Genomic DNA, 14,203 nt, shown 5'->3' on the forward strand with positions numbered 1-14,203 from the left:
AGGAGACCGAGATGCTCACCGACCGCTCCCAGCGCTGGCGCGACCGGCGCAGCCTGTTCGTTGCCGGCGACAGCGTGATCGACCCGCGCCGCTATGCCGTGGATGTCGTCGCCCACGATACCGCCCGCGCATTCCTCGCCGACCATCATTACCTTCCGCGCTATCCCGCCGCCCAGCTTGCCTGCGGGCTGTTCGGTCCCGGCGACGCGGGCAGATCCGCGCTGGTCGGTCTCATCGTGTTTGGCGTGCCGGCGACCGGCGCGGTCATCACCCGGCACACCGGCTATGCCGATCCCGCTCGCGGCTGCGTGCTGCAGCGGCTTATCTGCCTGCCCTCGGTCGCCGCCAACGGCGAGAGTTTCTTCACGTCGCGCGCCTTCCGCCTCCTGCGTCTCGCCAAGCCCGGGATCGACGCCGTCGTCAGCTTCTCCGACCCCGCCTTCGGCCATTGCGGCGTCGTCTATGCCGCATTGTCGGGCGCCTATCGCGGTCGCACGAGGCCGCGGACAGTGCTGCGCATCGCCGGGGAGACGATCTCGGAGCGAACGCTGTCGAAGATCCGCAACCTCGAATCCGGCCACGCCGGGGCGATCGATCAGCTGGTCCGGCTCGGTGCGCCGAGGCCGGAGACAAACGAACACACCGCCGACTGGCTGACGCGGCTCCGCGCCGACGACCTGCTTCAGGCGCATCGGCAAAGCCCGCTGTTCACCTATTGCTTCGAACTGACGCGCGACGCGCGCCGCACCGCGCGCGATCTGCCCCGGCTTGCCTATCCGCGCCGCAGCGAGGCAATCCGCGAACAACTGTCAGGTCAGTACCGATAGGAACGTCTTGCGGGTCGTTTGGACGGACAGCGCAGCTTCGGATCACGCGCGTAATAACTGCACCGACGCGCTGTTCGCTTTCCCGCCAGGCCCTGACGCTGACGCAGCCGCTGCTGCGCGGCAGCTCCACCGGCCCAGCCCGTCATGACGGTCGGATCGACCTGCGGATTGACCTGTGCCGGTGCCGGCGTCGCCGCCGCCATCGCCAGGCCGAGCAGGATCATCATCATCTTCATCGCGATCTCCCGAATCCGCCATAGCGGATCATCCGGGGTTTGGCATCGGCCCCGCGCCGAAAGGCGCGCACATGAGGGAAGCGGGAGCGGGCGGCATGTCACCGACATGCCGGAAGGAGCACCGCCCGTGGATATCCATCTCGCCATCGCCAGCGTCCGGGCCGACGCTGCCCGCATCGCGCGTTACACCGATCGACGCGACCGTTTCCTAGACGCGCTGGACTGGTCCGCGATCGACGAACAGACGGCACGCGAGGCCGCGATGCTCGACGATCTGCTCGCCGGCGATCTCGCCGATGCCGCGCTCTACATCCTCTGGCTGGAAGAACGCATCGCCAGCGGCGAAACCGATGTTCCCGGCGTTCTTCGTTTCTACCCGCACCCGCGCCCCTGGCACGCCGAATGGATCTCGCTGCACTGACGTTGAGAGGACCGCCATGAGCCGCCACCAGTTTCCCGGCATTGAACCCGGCACCAGCGTCAGCATCGGGTGGGACCGCCCGCTCGCCACGTTCTTCGTGCAGGTCCTGCGCCCGCACCCCCATCTCGAGGGCGAGGACGAAACCGTCGCATGGCACGGCGCGCACCCCGGCGAGCTGACCTCAGCGGCAGCCGCCGTCACCATCGCCTCGCGCTGGGCCGACCTACCCGCCGATCTCGCGATCACTCTCGAGACCGACCGGCTGATGACGCTCGGCCAGTCCGATGGCGAGGCGCAGATCGCCATCAAGCGCCGCTTCTTCGGCGACTGAGCACCCGACGAGAAAGGGGAGGGGGATGGGGCGCGTCGATCAATGACGATCGACGGAGAGCCCCATGCCCTATTTCATCGATCTCGGCGCCGGTCCCGCCGAGGAAGACTGCGCGCAACTCGGGCAGTCACCCGACTTCGACACCCTCAACCGCCTCGAAATCGCGGTCTACAAGTCCGCGCTGATCGCGCGCTACGGCCCGCCACCCCCCGGATGCCGCCTCGCCGGCCTATCCAACGCCCACGACTTCGGACGCTATGTCGAACTCGTCCTCCATATCGAGAACGAGCTCGACGAGGCCGTCGCCGACTATGCGACGCGCGTCGAGGAGGGGCTCGCGACCTGGCGCGAGGCGGGCTTCACCGCGCCGGTCGAGTATAACGGCGAGACGCCGAGCATCGTTCATGCCGATCCGGCCGATGCCGTCATCAGCGCGCTGCTGATTACCCGGCCCGGGCTGAACGGTGTTTTCCCGATCCCGGATTTCGCGGTCCTGCACGGCAATCTCACGCAGGCATACCCCGCCGAGGCCGCGGTCGCGCAGGCGCGTCTCGCCGAGGCCGCGGACGCCTGAACGCGACCGCGTGCCACCATTTTCCCACCATTTCGGAGCAATCCCATGGCGAACACCTACACCAAGGCCGCGTTCACGCTGACGGTGACGATCGAGGAAGCGGCCATGCTGCGCGCTGCCGAACAGGCGGTCGATATCCTCGACACCAACGGCGACGACGCCGATCTCGCGCTCGGCTATGACAGCCTCGGCACGCGCTTCCACAGCCTGTTCCCGCCGAAGGGCGCGAGCCGGTTCGAAAACTTTCTCGCCCTGTTCGATGACTGGCATTTCCCTTACCTCGACTGCCGGATCGACATCACCGAACCCGATGGCTCAGGCAATTGCCGCGCCACCTTTTCGGGCGATCAGTTCGGGATCGGGCCGGTCGCCGGCCTGATCCAGATCGTCTGCAAGTCCGCGCTCCCCTGCGGGTTCGCGTGGATCGCCGACTGCGACAAGCTGCGCCCCGGCGAGTTCGGAGGCGGCTGCGTCATCATCACCGAGGCGGGGCTGACGTTCCACAGCACCCAGGACATCCTCGATCACGCCGCGCGCAGCAACGCGGCCAAACCCGATGCGCATGCCCACGAGGGTCGATACGGCTTCGTTCTCGCATCGCGCGACCAGGACGGCCACGCCACCTTCTGGAACAATGACGACGGCTTCGGGACGCTCGCCAGCGCTACCGTGTTCTCTGAGGCCGAGGCCCGCGCGCACGATCCGGTCATCGCCAACGACGAACCCGAGTGGCTGGCGCTGCCGGCACCGCTCGCGGCCTGAACGCCCATGTTCATCGACATCGGACGCGGCCTGGTCGCCGGCCTACCGGCGATCGCCCTGCCGCCCGCCATCCTCGACGCGATCGAACGCGGCGCATGGATCGTCTTCAACCTGTCGGGCGGCAAGGACAGCTCGGCCGCGATGTTCGCGGTCAACCTGATCCTCGACGCCCTCGGCCACCCACGCGAGCGGCGTATCGCCATTCATGCCGACCTCGGCCGCGCCGAGTGGGACGAGACGCCCGCGACGGTCGAGGATCTCGCTGCCCGTGCCGGCGTGCCGCTGACGATCGTCCGGCGCAACGCCGGCGACCTGTTCGACCGCTGGGCCACCCGCTTCGCCAACGGCAAGGCGCGCTACGAGGCGCTCGAAACCTACAATCTCATCGGCCCCTGGTCCTCCTCCGCGCTGCGCTTCTGCACATCGGAGATGAAGGCCCATGTGATCGGGCCGTATCTGGCGAAGCTGCTGCGCGGCCAGACCGTCATCAACGTGCTCGGGCTGCGCCGCGACGAGAGCGTCGCGCGATCGCGCACCCCCGAATGGAAAGCCGACACGCGCTACGCCGCTGCCGGCAATCCGCACGGCACCGCGATGATGCTGTGGAATCCGATCACGCACTGGACGACGCCGCAGGTCTTCGCCGCGCACGACACGCTCGGCATCCCGCTGCACGTCGCCTACACCTGCTACCGGTCGTCGCGGCTGTCGTGCCGCTTCTGCGTCCTCCAGTCGCTCGGCGACGCCCAGGCATCGGCTTCGGCGCCGGCGAACCGCCCCGCGCTGCTCCACCTGGTCGCCCTCGAGGCGACCTCGACCTTCTCGTTCCAGCCCGCGCGCTGGCTCGCCGACGTCGCACCGCATCGCATACCGGGCAATTTGCGTAACCGGATTACCGTCGCCAAGGCCGACGCCGCCGAGCGGCGACGGCTCGAAGCCGCGATGCCGCCCGAGCTGCGCTACGTCAAAGGCTGGCCGCCGCGCATCCCCACCATCGAGGAGGCCGGCGTCATCGCCTTGTCCCGCGCGCCGATCCTCGCGCGGCACGGCCTCGCCAACCTCTATCCCGATGCCGGCGCGGTCCGTGACCGCTTCGCCGGCCTCATCGCGCTCAAACGCGCCGCCTGATCCCCCTCTTCAAGGAGACCCTGACATGGCCGATATCACCGATCTCCCCGTGATGACCCGCGACGACGCGATCGCAGCAGGTTTTGCGGGCTACAACAACGTACCCCACAAGCCGATCGACGTGCCCGACGGTGCGTTCACGATCACGGCGAAAACCAGCGAGGGTCGCCGTGTGACCTTCTGCTTTCTCGAAAAGACCTATGGTGGCCCGTCGCGCTTCATCGACATCCAGTTCCACGATCGCGGCACCACGATCCCCAACGCCGATAACGGGGTATCACCCACCTTCAACGCGTTCGCGATCACGCGTGGCGGCAAGTTCGTCGCCGACAGTCGCCCGCTCGACGAGGACATCAAGCCCTCGATCCTCGTACTGATGCTCGACAAGGCCGGGGACGAACCCGCGCGTTCCGCGACCAGGCCGGCGCCGATGAAGGATCGTGATCTCGCCGATCTGCTCGGCCGCGCAGCGGCCGTCGTCGCCGACCCCGACAGCGAAATCCGCTCGCACCGCGATGACCTTGTCGACCTGCTCAACGCCGAGGCCGCGATCAGGCGGGCGCGCCCTTCATGACCATGCCATCGCGCGCACCGCCGCAATCCTAATATCCTGCACGGCGACAGGCGGCAGCCAGCTGCGCGACCTTTGCATTGCGCGGTCCGAGATCGGCTCGCGCCATTGGCAGCGACTTCGTGCAGATCGTCCGCTCGTCATCATATCGCGCGCTGCGCTGCATTTGCGCGGCGCGTGCCGAGCGTCCGCTCGCGCGCCGCTCCTCGGATTGCGTCACGCCGTCCTGCGACAGGGTGCCGGTCAATCCGCCCATGTCGAATACCTGAGCCTGGCCCGGCGTCGCGACGCACGCGGCAAGGACGGCTCCGATTGCCAGTTTCATTTCCGGTCTCCCGTTCTGGTCAATGCTCCGACCTACCCCATTCGGCCTGAAATGTCGAAATCGACGCCATCGCCCGGAAGAGGGGAGGGGGAACGGGAAGACCGAACCGGGAGGATCGTCCGACCCGGTGACAACCGGAGCCGGCACCATGCGCAGCATCCTCGCCTTCTACGAAATAGACCGTGCCTGGGGCGGCCCCGAGGAGGGTGGCTGGTGGTACGATACCGGCACCTTCGTCCGGGTCATCGCCCTCCATTACGATGACGAGGCCGCGATCGCGGCGATGCGCCGCGCCAACCGGCTGCTCGAACGTCTGCAGCGGCATCGCCCGCCGGTGGACTCGGCCGCCTACGCAGGCGGACGGTTCCGCGCTTTCAGCTTCTCCGGCCTCCCGCCCGCGCGGTTTCCTGGCCGTCGCCCGCAATATTCCTGATCCCAGCGAGAAAGGGCCAGCCCATGTATCGCGTCCATTATTTCGACACCAGCGAGGCCGCGCATGACGCCTGTCTCGATGACGGTCCCTGCATCGAGGAAGGAGACGTTCTCGCCATCCTGTCGGAAGGCGTGATCGGCCTCGCCTCGACCGATCCGATCGCCGTTACCCTCGACCCCGGCGCGCTGAGGATTGTCCGCCCGATGGCGATGGACACGCTACTGACGGAACTCGTTCACGACGCCTGCCAGATCCGCCGCGCGGTCGCGATCGCCCTGCTGCACCACCTGCCCGTGCAGCCGCATTTCCTCGCCTTCGTCGCGCCGGCGCTGCCCTATCCCTATCCGCAGACCGTCGTCGCGCTCTCGTTCGACGATATCATGCTGACGATCGATGCGATCGACCACCGTATCACGGCGCTCGAACGCCGGTTGGGGACACTCGAATCCGACAGCGCGCACGCCTTCTTCCTGCAACGCTCGATCGATCATCTGTCGGCCGCCCGGAAGCGCCTCATGCGACATCCGCGACCGCCTCGCTGAACGGCACGGCATCGCCTCGCGACGATGCCGGCACCGGCTGCGCCGGAAGGAGAGAGGGACCGGATCGGCATCCTGGACATGGGGTCCGGGCATTTTGCCGAAAGGTCACGATCATGTGCATCGATCCCAACGCCGAGCCCGTCGCCTTCGCGCTCGACACCAAACTCTGCTACCTCCTCCCCACGCTGACCGAGCCGCACCGCGAGGCCATCGCCCAGGATCTGGCGCGCACCGCCATCTTCATGGCGACCGCGATGGCGGCCGACATGGCTCAGGACGCGGTGAACGGCCTCGTGCCGATCCCGAAGATGCCGACGCTCGGCAAGCCGCCCGCACCCGCGCTGGTGCCACAGGCGCACACGCCGCGCGATACGGTACTGGTAACCCCCGCGGTCGCGCCCATCGTGGCGATCAAGGCGAAGACCACCGACGTCACCGTCGCCGGGTTCGACCAGCGTCACGGCTACACGTTCGGGATCGACAACAAGTCCGACCGGCTGATCGACATTCGCCACGCCGGGAAATGCTGGTGCATCGATCCGACCGACGAGGCGACCGACGTCGTCAGCCGCGCGATCGGCGCGCTCGCCGCGGCACACGCCGATATCGGCACCGCCCTGACCGACCAGATCGGCCGATGATCGGCAGGCCCGGTCCGCGTCCCGCACGATCCACCGTCCGCGTGAAGACGCGGTCGGTGAGGGGCGCTCATCGCGCCCTGCCCGGCCGAAGGGCCGGGGAGGGGAGGAGGATTGAAGATCGGTGTCGAGGACATGGGGTCCAGCACGACATCACAGGAGACACGTCATGAACATCGGTCAGATCAAGCAGAACGACGCGGGCATTTTCATGGGCCGCATTTCCACCCTCGCCGTCGCGATGACGATCGCGCTCAAGCCGGTCCAGTCGTCCAACCCGCGCGCGCCGCGCTACGAGATCCACGCGCTCACCCCGGGCCGGACGTGGGTGCAGGTCGGGGCGTTCTTCGAACTCACCTCGAACAACACCGGCGAGGCGTTCCTGAACGGCCGCATCGACGATCCGTCGCTCGCCGCGCCGCTGCAGGTCTCGGCATTCCGCCAGGACGACGGCTCGTACAACGTCGTGTGGCAGCGCGCGCAGAAGCGCCGCGATGTCGGTGCCGCGCTCGGCGTCAAGGCGGATGACGATCTGTCGCCGCCGTTCGGCGCCGATGGCGGCCCGGTCGACAACGGCCCCGATCACGATGCGGGCACCACCGACAACGGCCTGGGCGAAACCACCGCCCCGGTCGAGGAGCCGGTCGGCAAGGGCCGCGGTCGCCGCCAGCGCGTCGCCGAGGACGCCTGATCCACCCCCGGTGCCGTGCACTCCCTCACGGCACCGCATGGCGCACGGGCGCGCCCCCTTTCGCTCCCGCACGCCGAAACTCGGGGCGACGCCGGCACACGGCGTCGCCCTTTTTTTGCTTCATGGGCTTCAGTCCCGAATCAACACCGTATCGGATCGATAATTTAGCTATTCCTTCGCTTTATCGCCGTATAAGCACAGGATATCGCAGTTCGAACCTGGGCCACGCTCAAGGGAAGGGGGTGATGAATGGATAGCCGGGCGAATGGTGATGACACCGCTCGCGGGACCGGCACGTCCACTTCATCACGAGGTCCCGACATGGCCGACCGCGTCTCCGTCTCAATTACGATCGGGGGAAATCTGCCCGCCGACCAAGTTCCCAAACTCATCGAACTGGCGAATGCCTCGGGCCTCACTCTTGAGTGGGAGGGCGAAGCACTCTCCGACGACGACATCAAATCCGGCGAGCATCTCCGAATGCGAGCGCACGATGTGACAATCGGAGATGTCGACGAGATCGAGGAATTCTGCTGCATTAACGATCTCCCTTTCGTGTGCTGGACCGACGGATCAGCCGGGTCATTCAACCCTGAAACCATTATCTGGGTCGGCGAGGGACCACGACACTCCTTCAACGCGACCGATGACGGGAAAACCCTCATCAGCGAGGAGGAGGCCCGCGAACTCGGCTCCTATGAGGCGATCTTGAAGCATTTCGCCCTCGGATCGTTCGAACCGCCCGTGCTGACGATCATCCCTACCAACTCCTGAGGTCGCCAACCTCCCAACCAGGCCCGGTCCGCGTCCCGCACGATCCACCGTCCGCGTGAAAACGCGGTCGGTGAGGGGCGCTCGTCGCGCCCTGCCCGGCCGAAGGGCCGGGGAGGGGAGGAGGATTGAAGATCGGTGTCGAGGACATGGGGTCCAGAACGACATCAGGAGACGTTACGATGAACATCGGTCAGATCAAGCAGAACGACGCAGGCATCTTCATGGGCCGCATTTCCACCCTCGCGGTCGCGATGACGATCGCGCTCAAGCCGGTCCAGTCGTCCAACCCGCGCGCCCCGCGCTACGAGATCCATGCGCTCACCCCGGGCCGGACGTGGGTGCAGGTTGGCGCGTTCTTCGAACTCACCTCGAACAACACCGGCGAGGCATTCCTCAACGGCCGCATCGACGATCCGTCGCTCGCCGCGCCGCTGCAGGTCTCGGCCTTCCGCCAGGACGACGGCTCGTACAACGTCGTTTGGCAGCGCGCCCAGAAGCGCCGCGACGTCGGTGCCGCGCTGGGCGTCAGGGCGGACGAGGGCGAGCCCGCGCTGCCCTTCACCGCCGATGGCCGTGACGTGGCGACCTCGGGCGCCGGCGATGACACCGGCGACGGGCTGGGAGCCAGCACCGCGCCGGTCGACGAAACGGTCTGACCGGCATCGGGCGGCGCTGACGCGTCGCCCGTGTCGCCACCTCGACGGGGATCGCTTCATCGCCGAAGCGGTCCCTGTTGTCGTTTCTGGCTATTTCGCGCATACTGCGTATAATGCGCGTGATCCACAGGAGGCACTAATGGCTGCTACCGCCAGTGACGATACCGTCAATCTCACCGATTTCCACAAGACCCCGGGCATCTATGTCGACAAGAGCCAGCTCGCGCCGGTCATCCTGACCAAGCGCAACCGGCGCTTCGCCGCCGTCGTCAGCGCCGATTACCTCGAGCGCGCCGAAGCTGCGCTTCGCGCGATCCACGGCAATCGCCGGGTCTACACCGAAGGGACATTCCCGGATGACTTCGCGGCCCGTCTTGAAGCCTCGCTCCCGACAGAAGCCGAACTCGCAGACGATCGGTGGGAGCGTGAGCGCGTCGATACCGCCGCCTGAACCCGGCGACGTCATCAACTACATCTATCTGTTCGCTCATGAAGCGGCTGCCGGTCGTGACGAGGGCGTGAAGGAACGTCCGGTTCTGGTAATTGCGTCAGATGCCATGGGCGTCGCAGTCGTCCCTATAACGACGAAGGGGGAGGCGCGATCCTCTCGCAGCGACCGGATACCCGATCCGGTTGCCAGGGCGATGGGCCTGCCCCGCGCTGGCGAAAGCCATGTCGTCGTCAACGATGTCAACGATTTCGACTGGCGCGGTCATGATGTCATCGACCTGAAGACCGGCAGCTTCCTTTATGGACGGTGTCCCCCGACGTATTTTCAGAAGATCGTGCGCGCCGTCCAGGCAAGCGCGGCGCTGATAACTGATCGACGCTGACGATTGGCTACGGCACCCCGAAAAACGACGCCCGCAGACACCGCCCGGTTCGCTGGCCGGGCGGATAGATCAGCGCAATCGGCGATGATCCCGCAGCCGGGCGACGCGTAAAGCCGTCGCTGTCCTGCCAGCGGGTATCGGCAGGCTTTTGCCCCTATGGCGATGAGGACGCCCAGGTCCGATGCGGCCGCCGCCGGTCGCCCTGGCGAGGATCGGCCGTCGGGCGACCTTGCGGCATCCGGTCTCCTTGCCGGTGCGTCGTCGCCCGGGCGCGGCCATCCTTGTTGAGTTTCGGAGCGGCACCACAACGGTCAGCGAGCGACACTGGCGGTGCGATTGCCTTCACACCGGATCGTTACGGGGGTGCGGGTCAGGCGACCGACATGAGCGGTTCACGAGATTTGTCCATGGCAATGCCTGCGGGAACCTCGGGCTGATCGACGGCCCATCCGCCGTTTCGTGTCACCTGCGCCGCACCCCGGGACCTCGCAACCCCTTTGGCAGGGCCGTGTTGCCGCGCTTCGCGCGGCTGCCCGCACCACCCCTGCAAAAGGGGTTCCCCTCCGGTCGACCAGGCCCGTCGCCTGCGCGCCGGCCCAGCTCGCCCTCCGGTGCGACGCCCCGAACCGCGACGCCCTTCAGGTGACACCGGCGGACGGACCGCCGACCAACCCAAGGAGGCAATGCCATGAACAACGTGAACCTCGTCGGCCGCCTGACCCGCACCCCCGAACTGCGCGAAGCCAATCGCGCCACCAGCGTCGCGACCATCTTCGTGGCGACCGATCGCCCGAAGCTCAACAAGGACGGCCACACCTACAAGGGCGACGACGGCTTCACCGTCAAGGAGACCGAATACCACAAGGTCACCTGCTTCAACGGCCTCGCCAAGGCGATCGCCGGCAACCGCAAGAAGGGCGACCTCATCGCCATCGAGGGACGCCTGCACTACACCCGCTGGCAGGACAGCGACGGCAACGACCGCTACGGCTGCGAGATCATCGCCGACCGCGCCGAGTTCTACTGACCGGCCAGCGAACCGGGCGGCGCCTGCGGGCGTCGCCCTTCGCGCATGCTTCATCATCGCCCGCGCAGGACGCCTCGCCCACGGTGCTTCGCACCGCGGCCTTGCGCCAGCGCGCGCTCACCTGAAAGGTCCGGCACCATGACCGTCCAGCGCGACATGTTCGACGGCGACCCGTTCGCGCCCGAGCCGATACCTGCGGCACCGGACCCGGTCGCTCGGGTCGACGAGCCGGCACCCGCCGGCGGCGACCACGACGGCAATGCCGTCGCGCTCGCCCCGCTGGCGGTGCCGTGCGGCTTCCGCAATCGCCGCAACGAACCCTGCCGGCGTCTCGCCGAACGCCCCGTCCTGATGAACGGTCAGCCTTTCGTCCACCGCGGTCACCAGCTGCTCCATTGTCCGCGCCCCTGCTGGCTCGACGATGACAGCGCCGTCGAGCCGGACATTGCTGAACGGGTCGGTCCGGATATCCGGTTCGCAAGCGAACCGGATATCCGGACCGACCCGCACGGCGATGACCCCGATGCACACCGCGATCCCGATGATCCGGGAATCCAGGAAATGCCGGATTACGATGTCGGGGATGACAGTGGTCAGTATGATTGGGATTGATCCTGCTGTGCCTGCTGTGCCTGCTGTGCCTGCTGTGCCTGCTGTGCCTGCTGTGCCTGCTGTGATGGCTTTGGGGCGACCGTAGAAGGGCAGGGCGGGGCGTCCCGCCTTGTGGGCGGGACCGGGCTCTATTCGGCCCTGGCGGGCCTCACGGAGCCCCCTGGCGGGGTCTCCGCCCTGCGGGTGACGATCCCTATGCCGGCGCCGGGCGTCCTGCGCGCGGGCGGCGGCAGCTGGTTCGCCCTCCCGGGCTCACTGGCGCTGCCTTTGCGGCGCTGCGCCATACCGGCGCATCACCGCCGCCCGTGCTCGGGCCGACCCGGCGTGCCTGCCACAACATAATATTTTCTCTCTCTGTGATGAGGAAGTCTGGCATGCGGGGTTGGCGGGCCGTCAAGGACGCGCGGTCCCCCCAATTTTCACGCACCCCTCCGTCTCCGCTTCGCTCCGCCTCCAGGGCACGAGAAAATCGGCTCCCCCGCGCGCGAGCGTTAACCGGGGTCCGCGACCCTGCGGGCCGCGGCTTCCCGGTTAACGTCCCTGACCGCCCTGACCGCCGCATGCCGGATGAGATTCCTCACCGAGAGAAGGTGAGATTTTCAACTCATGGAGGCTATCATGACCAAGTACAGCAACTTCAACGACATGGGCCGCGCGATCAACGAGCGCCGCGCCGACGAGGACACCACCGAGACCTATCAGGGGGCGTTCATCGAGGCGAGCGAGATGGCGAAGCTTTCCATCGTCAGCGAAGCCGAGAAGCTGGACATGCCCGACCCGGAGCAGGCCGCGCACGCCGTCGAGCAGATGCTGGCAACGATGTTCGACGTGTTCCGCGACACCCGCATGGAAGAGTTCGCCGCCGACCTCGCATGGGGCTTCGTCAACAGCTTCCACATGGTGGCCAAGCGCATCGAAGGGCGGGAGGATGACGCCGCCAAGAAGCTGGGCGACCTAGTGCGCAGCTACGACCCCTCGGAGATCTACGCGGTGGAGCTCGAGGAGACGCAGCTGCTCTGCCAGACCCTCGAGAATTGCGCCGAGGCGATGCGCTGCATGCGCGACCACGCCGGGAACGTGTATCGCGTCGAGACCGGACGGCCCTTCTCGACCGTCCGCGGCAGCCGGGTGTCGTCCAAGCTGACCGCCTCGATGATCGACGGTGCCGACTATCTGGCGGCGCGCGCGGCGAAGCGTCGGGACGAGCACAACCCAAGCGGCCCGATTGTCGCCTTCTCGGGCGGCATGGAATGGCACGACCACGAGCAGCTCTTCGAACGCCTCGACCAGATCAAGCGTCGCATCCCGTCGATGGTCCTGATGACCACCGCCATGAACAAGGGTGCCGACGCCATCGCAGCGTCGTGGGCGGCCTCGCGCGAGGTCAAGCTGGTGCGCATGTTCCTCGACAAGCGCCACGGCAACCGGGGCGGGTTCCTGCGCAACGACCGTATCGCCTCGCTGCGTCCGGTCGAGGCGATCGTCTGCGAAGGATCGGGCGTCCAGATCGACTTCGCGCGCAAGCTACGTACCGCCGGCGTGCCGCTCCACGTCTTCCGCAAGGACGGTCAGGCGCCGGTGCAGCCCAGCCAGCGCGGCCGTCGCGCCTGACGCACCCACGGAAGGGCTCCGGGCAACCGGAGTCCTTCCCCTTTTTTACGTCGCCCTGGGCGGCGCTCCGGGGCATCGAGCCCCATCGCGCCGCGTGGGACTGACCTTGCGGTCGATCGCGCCACGTTGCCCGATCGGCACGGCTCGCTCGCGGCAGGGCAATGCCGTCGCATTGCCGCTGCCTGCTACGCCTCACCGATGTCGCGATAGATACCGGGACGGCACGTCGCATCGCCTCGCTCGCTTTGCGGTCATCGCTGAGTGCGATGACCAGCGCGCTACGCCTCGGCCGATGCGACTGGCGGGGTTGGCGGATACCGATCGGCACGCCTCGCTCGCTTCACGACGATCCCTTTGGATCGCCGGTTCGCTACGCATCGCCGTGCCGATCGCGCCCGATGGCCGGCCACGCCGATCTCGCTCGCATCGCGGCCACGCCTGCGCGTGTCACGCTTGCTACGCATCGACCCGCGCGGCTCACCGGGCGTGTCGCTTGCGGCATCGGCACGGCTCGCTCGCGGCAGGGCAATGCCGTCGCATTGCCACTGCCTGCTACGCCTCGCCGGTGCCGGGATCGATCTGTCACTCCGTCGCATCGCCTCGCTCGCTTTGCGGTCATCGCTGAATGCGATGACCAGCGCGCTACGCCTCGGCCGATGCGACTGGCGATCATCGTTGGATACCGATCGGCACGGCTCGCTCGCATCGCGGCCACGCCTGCGCGTGTCACGCTCGCTACGCATCGACCGTCGCGGCTCAGCCGGCGTCTCGACTGCGGCATCGGCACGGCTCGCTGGCGGGCGCGGCGATGCCGTCGCATCGCCTGCGCTGCCGCTGCGCATCGCGCCGTGCCGATGCGATCGAGTATGGGCTGACCGGCACGGCTCGCTCGCTTCACGACGATCCCTTCGGATCGCCGGTTCGCTACGCCTCGCTCGTGCCGATCGCACCCGCTTATCGACCGCGCCCGTCTCGCTCGCATCGCGGCCACGCCTGCGCGTGTCGCGCTCGCTACGCATCGACCGGCGCAGTCCGACCAATGCCCGGCTCGCTCGCGGTGCCGCAATGCCTGCGCATTGCGAGCACCAGCTACGCATCGCTCGGGCACCCGGTCCTGCGGACCGACCCATGACCCCGTGATCGGCCATGCCGATCCTGACGGATCGGAAGGGGAGGGGAACCGGGGATGATGGTTCCAACGGGAGACAGAC

At 67.4% G+C, this 14,203-nt stretch carries 21 protein-coding genes; 19 read left to right on the forward strand and 2 right to left on the reverse strand.

Annotated features, from left to right (window positions below; genetic code table 11):
* Positions 1 to 11 precede the first annotated feature (11 nt).
* Positions 12 to 827 carry a Mom family adenine methylcarbamoylation protein gene (locus tag BFL28_RS09080; RefSeq protein WP_069320282.1) on the forward strand — a complete coding sequence of 272 codons (816 nt, stop codon included), beginning with the start codon at positions 12 to 14 and terminating at the stop codon, positions 825 to 827.
* Here BFL28_RS09080 and BFL28_RS09085 read toward each other — a convergent pair.
* A complete protein-coding gene (locus tag BFL28_RS09085; protein ID WP_035386549.1) occupies positions 815 to 1,063 on the reverse strand; it encodes a hypothetical protein in 249 nt (82 codons plus the stop codon). The genes BFL28_RS09080 and BFL28_RS09085 overlap by 13 nt on opposite strands.
* A gap of 127 nt (positions 1,064 to 1,190) precedes the next feature.
* On the opposite strand from BFL28_RS09085, the gene BFL28_RS09090 reads away from it, so the two are divergent.
* The 6 genes from BFL28_RS09090 to BFL28_RS09115 all read left to right on the forward strand — a co-directional run bounded on the left by BFL28_RS09090 (position 1,191) and on the right by BFL28_RS09115 (position 4,853).
* Positions 1,191 to 1,484: a hypothetical protein gene (locus BFL28_RS09090; RefSeq protein ID WP_016510253.1), complete on the forward strand. Its 294-nt coding sequence runs from the start codon at positions 1,191 to 1,193 to the stop codon at positions 1,482 to 1,484.
* 16 nt (positions 1,485 to 1,500) lie between these two features.
* Positions 1,501 to 1,815, forward strand: a complete 315-nt coding sequence (locus tag BFL28_RS09095; RefSeq protein ID WP_069320258.1) for a hypothetical protein — start codon at positions 1,501 to 1,503, stop codon at positions 1,813 to 1,815.
* A 64-nt stretch (positions 1,816 to 1,879) separates the two neighbouring features.
* Positions 1,880 to 2,389 carry a hypothetical protein gene (locus tag BFL28_RS09100; RefSeq protein ID WP_069320259.1) on the forward strand — a complete coding sequence of 170 codons (510 nt, stop codon included), beginning with the start codon at positions 1,880 to 1,882 and terminating at the stop codon, positions 2,387 to 2,389.
* A 45-nt stretch (positions 2,390 to 2,434) separates the two neighbouring features.
* A complete protein-coding gene (locus tag BFL28_RS09105) occupies positions 2,435 to 3,151 on the forward strand; it encodes a hypothetical protein (protein ID WP_069320260.1) in 717 nt (238 codons plus the stop codon).
* 6 nt (positions 3,152 to 3,157) lie between these two features.
* Positions 3,158 to 4,279, forward strand: a complete 1,122-nt coding sequence (locus BFL28_RS09110) for a phosphoadenosine phosphosulfate reductase domain-containing protein (RefSeq protein WP_069320261.1) — start codon at positions 3,158 to 3,160, stop codon at positions 4,277 to 4,279.
* A 25-nt stretch (positions 4,280 to 4,304) separates the two neighbouring features.
* Positions 4,305 to 4,853 carry a hypothetical protein gene (locus BFL28_RS09115; RefSeq protein WP_069320262.1) on the forward strand — a complete coding sequence of 183 codons (549 nt, stop codon included), beginning with the start codon at positions 4,305 to 4,307 and terminating at the stop codon, positions 4,851 to 4,853.
* A 28-nt stretch (positions 4,854 to 4,881) separates the two neighbouring features.
* On the opposite strand, the gene BFL28_RS09120 is transcribed toward BFL28_RS09115, so the two are convergent.
* Positions 4,882 to 5,175 (reverse strand): hypothetical protein, encoded by a 294-nt coding sequence (locus BFL28_RS09120; RefSeq protein WP_069320263.1) that lies wholly within the window; start codon positions 5,173 to 5,175, stop codon positions 4,882 to 4,884.
* Positions 5,176 to 5,323: 148 nt separating this feature from the next.
* Between BFL28_RS09120 and BFL28_RS09125 the strand changes: the two genes are divergently transcribed.
* The 12 genes from BFL28_RS09125 (at position 5,324) to BFL28_RS09180 (ending at position 14,124) form a co-directional block, all read left to right on the forward strand.
* On the forward strand, positions 5,324 to 5,608 hold the full coding sequence (locus tag BFL28_RS09125; RefSeq protein WP_069320264.1) for a hypothetical protein: 285 nt from the start codon (positions 5,324 to 5,326) through the stop codon (positions 5,606 to 5,608).
* Between the two features lie 23 nt (positions 5,609 to 5,631).
* Positions 5,632 to 6,150 carry a hypothetical protein gene (locus BFL28_RS09130; RefSeq protein ID WP_069320265.1) on the forward strand — a complete coding sequence of 173 codons (519 nt, stop codon included), beginning with the start codon at positions 5,632 to 5,634 and terminating at the stop codon, positions 6,148 to 6,150.
* A gap of 113 nt (positions 6,151 to 6,263) precedes the next feature.
* Complete coding sequence (locus BFL28_RS09135) at positions 6,264 to 6,791, forward strand: hypothetical protein (RefSeq protein WP_069320266.1); 528 nt, start codon at positions 6,264 to 6,266, stop codon at positions 6,789 to 6,791.
* A 166-nt stretch (positions 6,792 to 6,957) separates the two neighbouring features.
* Complete coding sequence (locus BFL28_RS09140; protein ID WP_069320267.1) at positions 6,958 to 7,479, forward strand: DUF736 domain-containing protein; 522 nt, start codon at positions 6,958 to 6,960, stop codon at positions 7,477 to 7,479.
* Positions 7,480 to 7,800: 321 nt separating this feature from the next.
* A complete protein-coding gene (locus BFL28_RS09145; protein WP_069320268.1) occupies positions 7,801 to 8,253 on the forward strand; it encodes a hypothetical protein in 453 nt (150 codons plus the stop codon).
* A 179-nt stretch (positions 8,254 to 8,432) separates the two neighbouring features.
* A complete protein-coding gene (locus tag BFL28_RS09150; protein ID WP_069320269.1) occupies positions 8,433 to 8,909 on the forward strand; it encodes a DUF736 domain-containing protein in 477 nt (158 codons plus the stop codon).
* A 139-nt stretch (positions 8,910 to 9,048) separates the two neighbouring features.
* Complete coding sequence (locus BFL28_RS09155) at positions 9,049 to 9,360, forward strand: prevent-host-death family protein (RefSeq protein ID WP_069320270.1); 312 nt, start codon at positions 9,049 to 9,051, stop codon at positions 9,358 to 9,360.
* Entirely contained in the window at positions 9,335 to 9,742 is a 408-nt protein-coding gene (locus BFL28_RS09160; RefSeq protein WP_079247041.1) for a hypothetical protein, read from the forward strand. Before BFL28_RS09155 ends, BFL28_RS09160 begins: the two co-directional genes overlap by 26 nt.
* A 688-nt stretch (positions 9,743 to 10,430) precedes the next feature.
* Positions 10,431 to 10,769 (forward strand): single-stranded DNA-binding protein, encoded by a 339-nt coding sequence (locus tag BFL28_RS09165; protein WP_069320271.1) that lies wholly within the window; start codon positions 10,431 to 10,433, stop codon positions 10,767 to 10,769.
* A gap of 138 nt (positions 10,770 to 10,907) precedes the next feature.
* Positions 10,908 to 11,381 carry a hypothetical protein gene (locus BFL28_RS09170; protein WP_069320272.1) on the forward strand — a complete coding sequence of 158 codons (474 nt, stop codon included), beginning with the start codon at positions 10,908 to 10,910 and terminating at the stop codon, positions 11,379 to 11,381.
* A gap of 618 nt (positions 11,382 to 11,999) precedes the next feature.
* Positions 12,000 to 12,992: an SLOG family protein gene (locus BFL28_RS09175; protein WP_037447491.1), complete on the forward strand. Its 993-nt coding sequence runs from the start codon at positions 12,000 to 12,002 to the stop codon at positions 12,990 to 12,992.
* A gap of 808 nt (positions 12,993 to 13,800) precedes the next feature.
* Positions 13,801 to 14,124, forward strand: coding sequence for a hypothetical protein (locus BFL28_RS09180; RefSeq protein ID WP_069320273.1), 324 nt, complete (start codon positions 13,801 to 13,803; stop codon positions 14,122 to 14,124).
* Positions 14,125 to 14,203 lie beyond the last annotated feature (79 nt).

This window comes from Sphingomonas turrisvirgatae, from assembly GCF_001721295.1.
Classification (GTDB): Bacteria; Pseudomonadota; Alphaproteobacteria; order Sphingomonadales; family Sphingomonadaceae; genus Sphingomonas; species Sphingomonas turrisvirgatae.